Origin of the sequence: Nocardiopsis sp. Huas11, from assembly GCF_003634495.1 — a bacterium.
In the GTDB taxonomy this organism is placed as follows: domain Bacteria; phylum Actinomycetota; class Actinomycetes; order Streptosporangiales; family Streptosporangiaceae; genus Nocardiopsis.
In genome coordinates, this window is record NZ_RBKY01000001.1 from 7,072,100 (window position 1) to 7,087,149 (window position 15,050).

Consider the following 15,050-nt stretch of genomic DNA (forward strand, 5'->3'; position numbering starts at 1 on the left):
TCCATCATCGGGGGGATGTCCGGTCATCGCTGTCACGGCCGACGTCCCTCACGGAACGTCCCGTGCCTCCTTCGCGGGTGCGTTCGCTTCCGAGCGCCCGGGACGGCGGGCCCCCGCGCACCGGCGGCGCCGGTGCTGTGGGTCCCAGTATCCAGGGAGGCCCGACGCGGCGGGCGGTCGCGGTGGGCCCGCGGGATCGCACCGCCGCGCCATCGCGTCCCGGCCGCTCCCGCGAAGGAGCCACAATGGATCCGTGGCACGAGGCAAGCTCCGCATCTACCTGGGATCGGCACCCGGGGTCGGCACCACCCACAGCGCGCTGGCCGAAGCGCACCGCAGGTCCTCCAGCGGCACCGACACGGTGGTCGCGGTCGCCCACACCCACCACCGTCCGGCCACCGAGGCCCTGCTCGAGGGCCTGGAGACGATCCCGACCCTGGCCTCCGGCGCCGTCGACACCGGCGCCGTCATCGCCCGTGCCCCCGCTCTGGCGCTCGTGGACGACCTGGCACACGCCAACGCCCCGGGCTCGCCCAACCCCTCCCGCTGGCAGGACGTCCAGGAGCTGTTGGCGGCCGGCGTGAACGTGGTGTCCACCGTGGGCATCCACCAGCTGGACTCCCTCCACGACGTCGTCACGCAGATCACCGGAGCCCCGCCCGTGCGCTCGGTCCCCGACCGCGTGGTGCGCGCCGCCACCGAGATCGAGCTGGTCGACCTCACCCCCCAGGAACTCCGCCGCCGGATGGCGCACGGCGACATCCATCCCGCGGAGCGGGTGGACGCGGCGCTGGCCGACTTCTACCGCGAGGGCAACCTGGCGGCCCTGCGCGAACTGGCCCTGCTGTGGACCGCCGACCGGGTCGAGGAGGGCCTGGCCCGGTACCGCGGCGAACACAAGATCCGCAGCACCTGGGAGGCGCGCGAACGCGTGGTCGTGGCGCTGACCGGCGGGCCCGAGGGCGAGACCCTCATCCTGCGGGCCGCCCGGGTCGCCGCCCGGTCGCGCGGCGGACACCCCCAGCCCAGCCACCTCATGGCGGTGCACGTGGTGCCGCCCGACGGCATCGCCCAGTCGCCCACCGACGACCTCCTGCGCCAGCGGCGCCTGCTCGCCGAACTCGGCGGCACCTACCACCAGGTGGTCGGCAACGACGTCCCCACCGGGCTGCTGGAGTTCGCCCGCGGTGTGCACGCGACCCAGATCGTCCTCGGCTCCTCGCGCCGGAGCGCGTGGCAGTACGTGTTCGGGCCCGGGGTCGGCACCATCGTGGCGCGCGAGTCCGGTGACATCGACGTGCACATCGTCACCCACGAGCAGGTCGGCACCGGGCGCTGGCCGCTGCCCCCGCCCGGGCGCGGTCTGGGACCGCACCGGCGGGTGGTGGGCTGGGCCCTGGCGGTCGTCGCCCCGTTCCTGCTCGCCCTGGTCCTGACGGTGCCGCCGCTGCGCGGGGTGGGCGCGGCCTCGGACGCCCTGCTCCTGCTGCTCATCACCGTCTCCACCGCCGCCGTGGGCGGCCTGTGGCCCGCCCTGTCCTCCGCCGTGCTGAGCGCGCTCCTGCTCACGTTCGTGCTCTCGCCGCTGCACGGACGGCCACCGGTGTCGCTGGACAACATGCTCGCGCTGACCGCGTTCGCGCTCGTGGGCACGCTGGTCGCCGTGGTCGTGGAGATGGCGGCCCGCCGCTCGGCCCAGGCGGCGCGCGGCCGGGCCGAGGCCAAGGCGGTGACCCTGCTGGCGGGCAGCGTCCTATCGGGCAGCGAGCCCCTCCAGGCCCTGCTCCGCCGCATCCGCAAGACCTTCGCGCAGCGGTCGGCGACCCTGCTGGAACAGCTGGACGAGGGCCGCTGGCGGGTCGTGCACAGCGTCGGCGCCCCCGCGTGCGAGACCCCGGACGAGGCCGACGTCCAGGTGGCGATCTCCGACACCCTCACCCTGGCGCTGCGGGGCCGGGTGCTGCCCGCCGCGGACCGCGGGGTCCTACGGGCCTTCGCCGCGCACATCGGCATCGCGTTGGAGCACCAGCGGCTGGAGTGGGACGCCGCCGAGGCGCGCGGCCAGGCGGCCGGCAACCGCATCCGCACCGCGCTGCTGGCGGCCGTCTCCCACGATCTGCGCTCACCGCTGACCTCGATCAAGGCGAGCCTGTCGACCCTGCGGGCGACCGACATCGAGCTCGACCCCGAGGACCGCGAGGCGCTCCTGGAGACCGTGGAGGAGTCCACGGACCGGCTGAACCGGCTCATCGACAACCTGCTGGACATGAGCCGGGTCCACACCGACAACGTCCGGCCCCGGCTGCGCCCCGTGGGCCTGGAGGAGGTCGTCCCCATCACGCTCCTGGGCCTGCCGCACGACTCGGTCACCGTGGACGTGCCCGACCACCTGCCCCGTGTGCGCGCCGACGCCGGTCTGCTGGAGCGGGCGATCGCCAACGTGGTCACCAACGCGGTCCGCCACAACCCCGACCCCAGCAGCCCGGTGCTCGTCGCGGCCAGCGCCCACGGCGAGAACGTGCAGTTGCGGGTCGCCGACCGCGGACCGGGGGTCTCCGACGAGGGCAAGCACCGGATGTTCGAGGCCTTCCAGCGGCTGGGCGACGCGCCCCAGGGAACCGGGGTCGGTCTCGGCCTGGCGGTGGCACGTGGTTTCGTGGAGGCGATGCACGGAACGCTCACGCCGGAGGACACCCCGGGCGGCGGGCTCACGATGGTGTTCACGCTGAAGGCGGCGGATCCGAACGAGGCAGGCGAGGAGAGGTCCGATGCGGGTCCTGGTCGTTGACGACGACGTGCAGATCATCCGGGCGATGCGGATCAACCTGCGGGCGCGCGGGCACGACGTGGACACCGCGGGGGACGGCGCCGCGGCGCTGCGGCTGGCCGCCGAGCGGCACCCGGACGTGGTCCTGCTGGACCTGGGGCTGCCCGACATGGAGGGCATGGAGGTCATCCAGCGGCTGCGGGGCTGGTCGCAGGTCCCGATCATCGTCCTGTCGGCGCGGCACTCGGCCGGCGAGAAGGTGCGCTGCCTGGACTCGGGCGCCGACGACTACGTCACCAAGCCGTTCGGCATGGACGAGCTGCTCGCGCGGATGCGGGCGGCCGAGCGCAGGTCGGTGCGCTCGGAGGAGGCCCCGGTGGTGCGCACGTCGAGCTTCACCGTCGACCTGGGCGCCAAGCGCGTGCTGCGCGACGGCGAGGAGGTGCGGCTCACCCCGACGGAGTGGCACATCCTGGAGATCCTCGCCCGCAACTGCGGTCAGCTGGTGAGCCAGCGCCGCCTCCTGCACGACGTGTGGGGGCCCTCGTACCAGAGCGAGACCAACTACCTCCGCGTCTACATGGCGCAGCTGCGACGGAAGCTGGAGCCGGACCCCGCGCACCCCCGGTACCTCATCACCGAGGCCGGCCGCGGGTACCGGTTCGAGACACCGGCCTGAGCGGGCGGTGGCCGGGCGCCCGTGGCGCCCGACTCCCGGCACACGCCTAGGGCGTGTATGACGGACACTCACCCTGCTGCGCGACGCCCCAGCGGCACCCTCACTGCGTTCTCATCAGTCAACAGCCACACCAGGATGCTTCCTTCTTCGGCCTTGCGAGGCCACCACTGGAACGCCGCTCGCGACGGGCGGCATCCGTCATACACGCCCTAGCGGCGGGCGAAGGCCCGGCCCTCGGCCATGTCCATCAGGACGTCGAACTCCTCGGTGCCGATCTGGCCGCGGTTGATCTTGGCCACGACCATGCAGGGCGCGAAGGCACGGGACCACTCCATGAGCCGGTCGCCGTCCACGTCCATGACGCGGGACAGTACGTCCACACGGCGCTCCACCTCCCGCAGGCTGCTGGCCTGCCACACCGTCCAGTCGACCGCGTCGACGGCGCCGTCGCCCAGGCACGCGCGCGGGTCCAGGGCGACCAACCCGCGCGGGCCGCCGTCGATGACGTTGCCGGGGTGCAGGTCGCCGTGCACGGGCACCACGTCGACCTCGCCGTGGGCCAGGTCCCGGGCCCGGCACAGGCCCTGGTGCATGACGGAGGCGGGGACGATCTCGGCGGCCGGGCCCTCGGCGCGTTCCCGGGACCACTGGTCGAAGATGAACTGCACCCGCGACGTGAGGGGACGCAGCTCCATGAGCTCGGCGCGGGGGACCTCGACGGCGTGCAGCTGGGCGATGAGGGAGCCGACGGTCTCCATCGCCGGGACGATGCCGGTGGCGGCGACGGTCTCGCCGTCGACGCGCTCCATGAGGATGGCACCGCGGTCGGCGTCCAGGCCCCACACCTCCGGGACCCGCTGCGAGGGCGCCCACATGCGCAGCAGCCGGGCCTCGGAGACGGCCAGTCCACCGTCCGGACAGAGTTTGAGGACGCCCTCGCTCCCGTCGGCACGGCTCACCAGCAGGACGACGGCCGTGCGTCCCCGCGGAGCCCGCCCCTCGACCGTGAGCCCCCACTCGGCGGCCAGCTTCTCCACGATCGAGGGGACTTCCGTCAGCCAAGTGCCGACGTGCGCGCCGAAGCGCCGTTCCAGACGCCGGCGCTGCCGATCGTCGACGAACCGCGCTATGACGTCGTTCATGAGTTCCACCTTCGGGTCGCGCGCGTCGGTGTCCGGCAGGGTGGGCCCCTGACGCCGACGGCCGACGCGTTCTGGTCCGTTGGCGGCGACCGCGCGGGGGCCCGCCCGGTCACTCCGACGTTCGGGCCGACATTGAGGAGTCCGGGGCCGGGGAAGGGGCCGCTCCCGGTCCGTGCCACTCCGCGCGGTCGGTGGCGTGGCACGATGGCTCAAGGGTGCGGGGAGTTCCCGCCCGTTCGGACCCCTACCCAGTCCGGCGCCTCCGGTAACGGTGCGCACACCTTCGGCCCCACCGTTCCCGGGCGTGACACCCCCTTCCGGCCGGTCGCGCCCGCGACCCGTTCAGACCAGGCGGCCCTTGACCGCCCGGTGCTGGGCGAGGAGCGTGTCCACGACCAGTTCGGAGGGCCACAGCGGCGCGGTGATGGCGGTGACGTCCAGTCCGCGCAGCAGCTCGAAGTCAGGGCCGTCCACGAGCCGCCAGGCGGCCACGGCGACGCGCTCCCGGCCGTCCCGGCGCAGTCGGTCGACGGCGTCGAACACGGACGGCGCCCAGGTGCGCAGGTAGCCGACCTGGACCGGTGAGCCGAGCCGGCGGCTGAGCATGCGGGCCACGTCCATGACCACCTGGCGCTCCTCGGTGCCCGTGGTGCCGTCGGCGGCCAGGACCACGCCGTCGTCGCGGCTCCATCCCGACTCGCCCAGGCGTCCGGCCAGGTCGGCGACGATGGACGGGACCGCGCCCAGGGGGGCGGTCTGGCAGACGTTCTCCAGCCGGCCGAGGCCGATCCGGGTGAGCAGGTGCGCGCTGGCGACGTCGCCGCCCGCGACGAACGCCGGGACGACCACCTTGGGACCGTCGACGGCACGGATGGCGGCGGTGACTTCCTCCGGTCTGCCGAAGGCCGCGGTCACAGGGACCTCTCCACGGCTGGCCACCGCCTCCGCGAGGCCGCACAGGGCTTCGCGTCGGTGGGCGTCACGCGCGTCGTCGGCTACGAGGACCATGGTCGGGACCATTCCGGCTCCTTGGAATCGCTGCGAGATCTGCCGTTCCCCCCAGACAGTAATGAGACACGGTTTCGGGAGGGTGCTCTCGTGTTACGCGGATGAAAACAACGAACAATGGCTGTGATGGGTATCACCTGGGGGAGACTTGGTGAATCATAACAATCGCCGAAAAAATCCGGCGTGTCCACATCTGCGGCCCGTACACCGCGGCGCCTCGCGACGGGCGGCCCGAGCGCCCCACGCGCCCTTCCGTTCCGATACCATCTCCGACCAGCGAGGACGTTCGAGATCCCTACGACGGCGCTGGATTACCGACCGGTAGGACATGGCGGACGCCACACTCGAAATGGCCCCCGGGAACGCCTCGTCTTTCACCCGGAGTTCTCTAGAGAAAATCCGCGGCAAAGAAATCCCATGCACTGGACCGTGCGCATGCACGTGCGAATGAATGCGCTCCCGAGGTCGGGGGCGCCCCCCTGGGTGTTCGACCGGAGGAACGGCGCCGGGGCGGCCCGGGAAAGGCGACCGCGGACCCGGACCCGGCGGGAGCGCTCCCGACTGGGGGCCGAGCTTCCCCGGGCGGCCCGCGCCGCGACGACAGGCCTCCTCTGCCACATTCACCCCAAGCCTGTCAAGGGTGCGCGTTCCCCCTCCCCGGCATAGCCGTACACCACATGACGTGGGGAGACAGGATGCGAGTGCGGCGTGATCACTTGCCATCATCGGCGCATCCACCCAGACTTGGACCTAGAAGGCGATCGTCTCAGAGGCCCCATCCGGGCTCAGGGCCGATCACCAGCCACAACGGACCCGGCCTCCCCACGCCGGGTCGCGCGCACGAAGCCACCTTCAGACTGGAGTGAGCATGGCCGTCCACCCTCGGGTGCAGACGCTGGCCCAGACCTTCCTCGCCAACGCGGACCAGGAGGCCCCCGGCCTGGTCGAAGGCCTCTATCTGACCGGCTCGGTCGCACTCGGCGACTTCCGTCCGCACACCAGCGACGTCGACTTCGTCATCGTCACCGCTTCCACCCCCGGCGCCCGCGAGGTCGAGCAGTTGCGTCGCGCGCACGCGCGCACCCGCGCGAACGTGCCCCGGCCCCAGTTCAACGGCGTGCACGTCACCTGGGACCACCTCACCCAGGACTCCGCCGCCTGCGGCCCCCTCCCCTCGGTGGTCGGCGGCCGCTTCCGCGAGGGCGCGAGCTCCGACGTCAACCCCGCCACCTGGCACATCCTCGCCGAGCGCGGCATCCCCGTCCGGGGCCCGCACCCGGTCGAACTCGACGTGTGGGACGAGCCCGAGAGCCTGCGGGCCTGGTCCCTGGGCTCCCTGGACGAGCACTGGCGCCGCTGGCGCGAGCGGGCCGGCAGACTCGTCACCCCGCGGGGCCTGGCGGTCCTGGGCTCGCTCGCGCCGTCGTGGAGCGTGCTCAGCGTCAGCCGCCTGCACTTCACGCTCAAGACCGGCGAGATCACGTCCAAGTCCGGCGCGGGCGTCTACGCCCTGCACGCCTTCCCCGACCGCTGGCAGCGCATCGTCAACGAGTGCCTGCGCGTCCGCCGCGGCGTCCAGGCGCCCTCGCTGTACGAGAGCGCCCTGGCCCGCCGCCGGGCCGCACTGGACTACATCGAGATGGTGCTGGACGAGTCGCTGCGCCCCGGCCTGGCCGTGTGAGCCCCGCCCGCTCGGCCGCGTGAACCCCGCCCGGCCCCCGCCTCCCGCACCGGCCCCTCCCCCGGCCCGGCTACTCTGTGGGGCATGAGCATGCGCCCCATCGTCCGGTTCGGCGACCCCGTCCTCGTCACCCGGACCACGCCCGTCACCAAGTTCGACCAGCACACCGCGGCCCTGGTCCAGGACCTCCTGGACACCGTGGACGCCCCCGGTCGTGCCGGGCTCGCCGCCACCCAGATCGGGGTGGGACTGCGAGTGTTCAGCTACAACGTCGAGGACCGCATCGGCTACGTGATCAACCCCGAGATCGCCGAGCTGTCCGAGGAGACGCAGGAGGACGAGGAGGGCTGCCTGTCGGTCCCGCGGCTGTGGTATCCCACACGCCGGGCCGAGCGCGCGGTCGTCACGGGCGTGGACCTGCGCAACGAGCCGGTCACCGTCGAGGGCACGGGTCTGATGGCCCGGTGCCTGCAGCACGAGACCGACCACCTGGACGGCACGCTCTACCTCGACCGCCTCGACCCCGACACGCGCCGCCGGGCCCTGCGTGACGTTCGCCGCTCCGACTGGTTCATGCCCGCCGAAACGCCCGAACCCGCCGGTGTCCAGCTGCCCAGCGCCTTCGGCGGCACCGCCTGAGGGACGGCCGTTGCCCCTTCCGGCCCCGTTCGGTCACCGAGTCCGGGTATCTTCGGACTCGCCCCCGCTCACTCCCCCGATCGTGATTGAGTATCCAGACGCCAAGATCTCGCAAGGTCTGCTGAGCATCTCCCGCCCCGACGGCACCCCCCGTCTCGCCGCCGGCCCACCGAATGCGCTCAGACCGTCCACGGAGCAGAAGATGACATCCAGCCCTCGATTCCGAGTCCCACGCACCGGGCAGGCCGCGCTGTCCATCGGCGCGGTCTCCCTCGTGCTGCTGCTGACGGTGCCCGGTGCCGCCTACGCCGAGCCGGACGACGAGATCGACATCGACGCGCTCAACGAGCGCGCCGAGGAGCTGGAGGAGTCCTACGGCGGCGAACTGCTCCAGTACAACGAGATCAAGGACCGGGTCGAGAAGGCCGAGGAGGACCTCGAAGAGGTCGAGGCGCGGCTGGAGAACTCCCGGTCGGGCGTCTCCAGCATCGCCTCCGCCCAGTACAAGAACGACAACGGCTTCGACCCGTCCCTGCAGGTCGTCTTCTCCAGCGACCCCGAGGACATGTTCTCCGACGCCGCGACGCTGAACTACCTCGGCCAGAGCCAGGCCGACCAGATCTCCGAACTCATCGAGACCCGCGACGAGCAGGCCGAGATCACCAGCGATCTCACCGAGGAGCTGGAGGAGGCCGCCGAGCTCGTCGAGACCCTCGAGGAACAGCGCGAGGAGGTCGAGGCGGACATCGAGGAGTACGAGGAGTCACAGATCCCCGAGACTCCCGGCAACGGCACGATCCCCGAGAGCGCCATGGGCGGCGGCTGGGAGTCGACCACGGCCCGTATGGCCGCGATCCGCGACGACATCATCATGGCCTACGGCGCGCCCTACCCCGTCGGCTGCTGGCGTCCCAGCGCCGACGACCACGGCGACGGCCGTGCCTGCGACTTCATGATGAGCTCGGGCGGCGCCATCCCCTCGGGCGAGAACAACGCCCTCGGCGACCAGATCGCCCAGTACGCGATCGACAACGCCGACCGCCTGGGCGTGGACTACGTCATCTGGAAGCAGCGGATCTGGCACCGGAGCAACCGGCAGTGGGTCTTCATGAACGACCGCGGCGGCGCGACGGCCAACCACTACGACCACGTGCACATCTCGTCGATCAGCTAGGCCGGGCCCCGCGTCCGCCCAGGGCCAGCGGGAGCGCCAAGGCCATCAGCATCGCCAGGAAGGCGAACGCCGGGCCGTAGCCCATGAGCTGGATGACCAGGCCCATGCCCATCGCGCCCACGCCCGAGCCCGTGTCGAAGCCGATGTTCCACACCGCGCTGGCCCTGCCGTACCCGGCGGGGCCGGCGCGGTTGAGCATGAGCATGACGGTCTCGTTCTGCACGGCGCCGAACCCGAGCCCGAACAGGGACGCTCCCACCAGTACGAGGGTCGCGGCGGCCGGACCCGGCACGTCGCCCGCCCCGCCGACGGTCCACAGCCCCGCGGTCACCAGGGACAGGCCGACGACCGCACCGGCCATGCCCGGCAGGAGCAGCAGCGCGCGCCGGTACCGGTCGTGCAGCATCCCCGCGGTCCACCGGCCCACGACCACGGCCAGGGCCAGCGCGGCCAGCGTGCCGCTCACCAGCCACGCGGCCTGCTCCAGCGGGATGGCCAGAAACGTGATGACCGTGCTCGCCGACGTGGCCGCCACGAGCATGACCGCCAGCGGCGCCGCCAGGAGCAGCAGGAGCGGGAGTCCGACCGGCCCGCGGTCGCCCACTCCCCCGGCGCGCGGCGCCGACCGCAGTGCCGACCGGTTGCGCCCGCCGTCGGCGAACCAGATCCCGGTGGCGAGCACGGCGCCCAGGACGGAGCAGGCGCCGGTGATCCAGAACGCGGTGTCGAAGCCGATCTGCAGGGCCAGCGCCACTCCGCCGGGCAGGATGAGGACCTGCGGCAGGCCGACGGCCAGACCGTAGTAGCCGGTGGCGCGGCCGACCTGCTCGTTCGGGACGAGTCGCGCGGCCAGGGCCGTTCCGGCGACGCTGACCATGCCGAACCCGACGCCCCGCACGGCGGAGACCACGAGCAGCGGAGCCAGGTCGGCGGTCACGGCGAAGAGCGGCGTGGGCAGGCCCATGATGAGGCAGCCCACGGGGAAGGCCCACCGGTAACCGCCCCGCTCCAGGAGCCAGGGCATGGTGAGCTGGGTGAGGACGGTGGTGAGCATGAACGCCGCCGTCGTGCTCCCGGCCCCGAACTCGCCCGCGCCGCCCCGGCTGGCCCAGAGCGGGACCAGCGGCAGCACGGCGGCGAATCCGCACAGCCCCACCGCGGTCGCGGCGATGAGCAGCGCGAAACCGCGTCCGCGCAGACCGGGCAGCCCGTCCTGGGTGGTACCGGTGGTGTCCGCTCCGCGGCGGGACGAGGGCTTACGGGGTCGGGTCATCCCTCCTTTGTAGTGGACCGCGCGGGTCCTGTCGACGCGTTGGACCACGGCCGGCGCTCACTCCGCGCGGTGGCCCATCCGCTCCCGGACCCAGTCGCGCAGGCGCGCCGACAGTTCGGGGGTCACGGCCCGTTCGGCGTGGCCCATACCCGGGATGATCCACAGGTCACTGGGCTCGCCCGCCGCCTCGTGGATGGCGTTGGCGTGCGAGACGGGGAAGTAGGTGTCGGCGTCGCCGTGCACCACGAGCAGCGGGGTCGGGCTGATCTTCCCGGCGACCTCCCGCGGTTCGGCCGGGCGGGGGTCCCAGCGGCGGTCGGTGACCCGCACCTTGCGGAAGCGCTCCAGGAAGAAGCGCCCGACGGTGCGCTCGATGCCGAGGTGGAGCACACGCATCCGGCGGGTGCCCCGGTAGTACCAGCGGCTGGGCGCGCTGACCGAGACGACCGCGTCGACTCCGCCGAAGATGGCGGCGTGGCGCAGGGCCACGGCCGCGCCCATGGAGAAGCCGACGGTGGCCACGGACGTGTAGCCGAGCTCGCGCACCCGGGCCACGACGGCCTCCAGGTCGTGGATCTCGGCGTTGCCGACGGTGCTGTGGCCGCCGGAGCCGTGGTGGCCGCGGAAGTCGAACGTCATCACGTCGCCGATCGGCAGCAGGACGTCGGCGATCGCCCGCGTGTACGGGTTGCGGTAGGAGCCGGTGAACCCGTTGGCGAGGACGATGACCGACTCGCGGGGCTCGGCACCGCGCCGCAGGACGGCGTCGATCCCGACGCCGTCGGACGTGGTCAGCCAGAACCGGTGGTCCTGGGGCGGGGACAGTGGGTGGTCGATTGCGTCAGACACCCGTCCATGGTGCCCGATGCGTCCGTCAAGCCAGGGTCCGGCCCCGGTGTGTCGTGCGCCCCCGCGAGCGGCCCCGCGGGGACCGGGGTCAGACCGTGGTGCGAAGAACGCGGCCTAGGCCGTGTTTTTTGCAGCATTCCGGGCTCGCGGCCGCCAGGACCGCCTCTCGCGGCGCCTCTGCGCTCGTGCAGCACAACCAGGCTGAACTTCGCACATCGGCTTGCGAGAGACGACCTGACGACCGCGAGCTCACCCGAAAGCCTGCAGAAAAACACGGCCTAGGGGTGGTCGCGGTGGGACTGTTCGTACTGCTCGCCGTAGGGCCGCTGCTCGTAGGGGGAAGCGGGGCCGGGCGGGTACGGGTTCGGGTCGGCGGGCCGGTCGGCGTAGCGCTCCTCGTAGGGAGGCGGCGGAGCGGGCGCGCCCCAGGGCTGCCGCCCCTGGCCCGGGTCGCCGTACGGCTGCTGCTCGTGGGGCTGCTGGTACGGCTGCTGTTCGTAGGGCTGCCGCCCCTGGCCCGGGTCGCCGTAGGGGTGCTGCCCCTGGGAGCCGTCACCGTGGGGCTGCAGGCCAGGACCCTGGTCGTCATAGGACTGATCGTCGTAGGGCCGCTCGTCGTACGGCTCGTCGTCGTCCTCGTACCCGTCCTCGTACCCGTCCCCGGCGTCGTCACGGGCGGAGGCGGGCGGGAAGACCAGGGACCGCAGATTGAGGGCCACGTGCACGGCCATCGGCACCCACAGGCTCCCCGTGCCCAGGTACAGGATCGTGAACAGGGCGCCCGAGGCGCCGGCGCTGACCAGTCCCCACCAGCCCTGGTAGACGTGCGCGACGGAGAACAGCAGCACCGACAGGACCGCGGCGATCCACAGCGGGACGCCCATCGCGGCCAGCAGGGTGATGAACAGTCCCCGGTAGAGGAGCTCTCCGAACACGCCCCCGGTCACCGCCGCGCCGCCGGCCAGCACGCGTTCGGCGGTCGTGCGCGGCACGAGCAGGCTCTGGGGGTGGCGCCCGGGCTCGGGCAGGGCCGCGGGCGCGGCCGACGCCCGGTTCCCCCGGTGGCCGGACCCCCGCCGGCCGCCCTTCCTCCCCGATCCGGACCGGCCGAACGGCAGCCCGTTGGTGAGGATCCACAGCACCGCCAGCGCCAGGAGTCCGCCGACGGCGCCGCCGGCGATCGGCCCCCAGGCTCCGGGGACGCGCAGGCCCAGGTCACCGGCGCCGAGCCCCGGCGAGAGCACCAGGACCGCGAGGACCAGCAGCCCCCACAGGGCGTGGATCGCCATCGTGACGGCGTAGAGGCGCCGCAGGGTGCGCCCGCCGTCATGGCGGTCGCGGGCCAGGCGGGCGAACGCGAACCGACCGAGGAGCGGTTCGCCGAACGCCGCGAAGAGGAGCAGCAGGACCGTCAGCAGGGTCCCGACGAGGCTGAACTGAGGGAGAGTCTCCGACCAAGGCACGGGGCAATAGTAGGGGTCCCCATGCCCGTATTGCGCACATGACGGATTCCGGACCACATGACCTCTTGTGGACGGGGGGACGAACAGCGACCGTAGAGAGTGTCGCAGGTCACATCGCGGGCGACGGGACACGCGTCGCACTCCCGCCCGCCGCCCCGAAGGCGCGAAGGGCTGGGCAGCAGGGATGGCAGATCGAACCGTGGCAGTACCGAGGGCCGACCGGCCCCAGCACATCCGCAACATCGCCCTCGTCGGGCCGACCGGCGCCGGGAAGACGAGCCTGGTCGAGGCCCTGCTCTTCGCGGCCGGGCAGATCCCCCGGCCCGGCCGTGTGGAGGACGGCACGACCGTCAGCGACCACGACGAGATCGAGATCCGGCAGAAGCGCTCGGTCCACCTCACCGTCAACCCGGTCATGGTGGGCGACGTCAAGGTCAACCTGCTGGACACCCCCGGGTACGCCGACTTCATCGGCGCCATGCGCGCCGGGCTGCGCGGCGCCGACGCCGCCCTGTTCGTCGTCTCCGCCCTGGAAGGGGTGGACGGGCGCACCCGCGTGCTGTGGCAGGAGTGCGCCGCCGTGGGCATGCCCCGCGCCGTGGCCGTGACGAAGATCGACCACCCGCGCGCCGACTACGACGAGGTGGTCGCCCAGTGCCAGGAGGCCTTCGGCCACGGCGTCCATCCCGCCTACGTGCCCGCGGTGGAGAGCAGCGGGGACGATCGCCGCGTGGTGGGCGTGTGGGGCCTGGTCTCCGAGCGCTACTACGACTACTCCGACGGGGGCGGACCGGGATCCGCCCCCGAACCGCGTCCGGTCCCCGACTGGCTGCGCGAGGCCGCCGGCCCGCTACGGGAGACCCTCATCGAGGAGGTCATCACCGAGAGCGAGGACGAGGCCCTCATGGAGCGCTACATGGAGGGCGGCGAACTCGATCCCGACCTGCTCATCGCGGACCTGAAGCAGGCGGTGGCCGCGGGCGGCTTCCACCCCGTCCTGGCGCTCAGCCCCACCCGCGGCGTGGGCGTGCGCGAGCTGCTGCGCGAGCTCCCGCTGTCGTGCCCCGACCCGACGCGGAGCGCCTTCCCGGAGGTGGTCTCACCCGACGGGCGCCCGGTGCGCGGGCTCTCCTGCGACCCGGACGGCCCGCTGGTCGCCGAGGTCCTGAGCACCTCCAGCGACCCCTACGTCGGACGGGTCAGCACGGTACGCGTCTTCTCCGGCACCCTCACCTCCGACAGCACGGTCCACCTGCACGGCCACGGCGTACCCAGCGGCATGACGGGTTCGGACGAGCACGACCGCAGCGGCGAGGAGGAGCGCCTGGGCGCGCTGAGCGTCACCGTGGGGCGGGAGACGCGCCCGGCGGGACAGGTCTTCGCCGGGGACCTGTGCCTGGTCTCGAAGCTGCCCTCGGCCCGGACGGGCGACACGATCTCCGACCGCGACCGGCCGCTGCGCGTCTCGCCCTGGCGCTTCCCGCAGCCGCTGCTGCCGGTGGCGGTCAGCGCCGCCTCCGCGGCGGACGAGGACAAGCTGTCGCAGTCCGTGGCGCGCCTGGTGGCCGAGGACCCCTCGCTCAGGGTCGAGGTCAACCCCGAGACCCACCAGATGGTCCTGTGGAGCCTGGGCGAGGCCCATCTGGACGCCGCGCTGGACCGGTTGGAGCACCGCCACGGCGTGCGCGTGCGGACCGGGCCGATGCGGGTCCCGTTGCGGGAGACCTTCGCGGTCCCGGCGCAGGGCATGGGCCGCAACGTCAAGCAGAGCGGCGGCCACGGGGAGTACGGGGTCTGCCGGATCAGGGTGGAGCCGCTGGAGTCGGGCGCGGGCCTGGAGTTCGTCGACGAGATCGTCGGCGGCGTCGTACCGCGCCAGTTCGTCCCCTCCGTGGAGAAGGGCGTCCGTGCGCAGATGGCCGAGGGCGTGGACTCCGGGTACCCGCTGGTGGACCTGCGCGTGACCCTCTACGACGGCAGGGCGCACTCGGTGGACTCCTCCGACATGGCCTTCCAGAAGGCGGGCCGCCTCGCCCTCAGGGACGCCGCGACGGCGGCGAAGCTCGCGATGCTGGAGCCGGTGGACGAGGTGACCGTGGAGATGGACGAGGCCTATCTCGGCGCGGTGCTGAGCGATCTGTCCGCCCGCCGCGGGCGGGTGGTCGGCACCGAGACCGCCGACGGGGGCCGGGCGGTGGTGCGCGCCGAGGTGCCGACGCTGGAGATGACGCGGTACGCGGTGGAGCTGCGCTCGATCACCCACGGCACGGGTGTGTTCACCCGGACCTACCTGCGCCACGAGACACTGCCGCCCCAGGTCGCCGCGCGCCTTCCCGCCCAGGTGGAGTGAGGCAGACCCGTCGGTGGCCGGCGCC

At 72.8% G+C, this 15,050-nt stretch carries 11 protein-coding genes; 6 read left to right on the forward strand and 5 right to left on the reverse strand.

The genetic code is table 11. From position 1 onward, the window contains the following. Positions 1-253: 253 nt before the first annotated feature. Both DFP74_RS31640 and DFP74_RS31645 read left to right on the forward strand, forming a co-directional pair. Positions 254-2,788 (forward strand): ATP-binding protein, encoded by a 2,535-nt coding sequence (locus DFP74_RS31640; protein WP_121187525.1) that lies wholly within the window; start codon positions 254-256, stop codon positions 2,786-2,788. Then, positions 2,769-3,446 (forward strand): response regulator, encoded by a 678-nt coding sequence (locus DFP74_RS31645; RefSeq protein ID WP_121187527.1) that lies wholly within the window; start codon positions 2,769-2,771, stop codon positions 3,444-3,446. Before DFP74_RS31640 ends, DFP74_RS31645 begins: the two co-directional genes overlap by 20 nt. A gap of 209 nt (positions 3,447-3,655) precedes the next feature. Here the strand turns inward: DFP74_RS31645 and DFP74_RS31650 are convergent, their stop codons facing one another. Together DFP74_RS31650 and DFP74_RS31655 are read right to left on the reverse strand one after the other, a co-directional pair. Further along, complete coding sequence (locus DFP74_RS31650) at positions 3,656-4,588, reverse strand: aminoglycoside phosphotransferase family protein (protein WP_121187529.1); 933 nt, start codon at positions 4,586-4,588, stop codon at positions 3,656-3,658. Positions 4,589-4,930: 342 nt separating this feature from the next. Continuing rightward, positions 4,931-5,608 carry a sirohydrochlorin chelatase gene (locus tag DFP74_RS31655; RefSeq protein WP_121187531.1) on the reverse strand — a complete coding sequence of 226 codons (678 nt, stop codon included), beginning with the start codon at positions 5,606-5,608 and terminating at the stop codon, positions 4,931-4,933. Positions 5,609-6,464: 856 nt separating this feature from the next. On the opposite strand from DFP74_RS31655, the gene DFP74_RS31660 reads away from it, so the two are divergent. The 3 genes from DFP74_RS31660 to DFP74_RS31670 all read left to right on the forward strand — a co-directional run bounded on the left by DFP74_RS31660 (position 6,465) and on the right by DFP74_RS31670 (position 9,090). Continuing rightward, entirely contained in the window at positions 6,465-7,277 is an 813-nt protein-coding gene (locus DFP74_RS31660) for a nucleotidyltransferase domain-containing protein (protein WP_121187534.1), read from the forward strand. Between the two features lie 84 nt (positions 7,278-7,361). Beyond that, on the forward strand, positions 7,362-7,916 hold the full coding sequence (gene def, locus DFP74_RS31665) for a peptide deformylase (RefSeq protein WP_121187536.1): 555 nt from the start codon (positions 7,362-7,364) through the stop codon (positions 7,914-7,916). A 202-nt stretch (positions 7,917-8,118) separates the two neighbouring features. After that, positions 8,119-9,090: a hypothetical protein gene (locus DFP74_RS31670; protein ID WP_121187538.1), complete on the forward strand. Its 972-nt coding sequence runs from the start codon at positions 8,119-8,121 to the stop codon at positions 9,088-9,090. Here the strand turns inward: DFP74_RS31670 and DFP74_RS31675 are convergent. The 3 genes from DFP74_RS31675 to DFP74_RS31685 all read right to left on the reverse strand — a co-directional run bounded on the left by DFP74_RS31675 (position 9,083) and on the right by DFP74_RS31685 (position 12,675). Next, on the reverse strand, positions 9,083-10,363 hold the full coding sequence (locus DFP74_RS31675; RefSeq protein ID WP_121187540.1) for an MFS transporter: 1,281 nt from the start codon (positions 10,361-10,363) through the stop codon (positions 9,083-9,085). The two genes, DFP74_RS31670 and DFP74_RS31675, sit on opposite strands and share 8 nt — an antisense overlap. A 57-nt stretch (positions 10,364-10,420) precedes the next feature. After that, positions 10,421-11,212 (reverse strand): alpha/beta hydrolase, encoded by a 792-nt coding sequence (locus DFP74_RS31680; protein WP_121187542.1) that lies wholly within the window; start codon positions 11,210-11,212, stop codon positions 10,421-10,423. Positions 11,213-11,490: 278 nt separating this feature from the next. Continuing rightward, complete coding sequence (locus tag DFP74_RS31685) at positions 11,491-12,675, reverse strand: CPBP family intramembrane glutamic endopeptidase (RefSeq protein WP_199725835.1); 1,185 nt, start codon at positions 12,673-12,675, stop codon at positions 11,491-11,493. A 184-nt stretch (positions 12,676-12,859) separates the two neighbouring features. Between DFP74_RS31685 and DFP74_RS31690 the strand changes: the two genes are divergently transcribed. Further along, complete coding sequence (locus DFP74_RS31690) at positions 12,860-15,025, forward strand: elongation factor G-like protein EF-G2 (RefSeq protein WP_121187544.1); 2,166 nt, start codon at positions 12,860-12,862, stop codon at positions 15,023-15,025. Positions 15,026-15,050 lie beyond the last annotated feature (25 nt).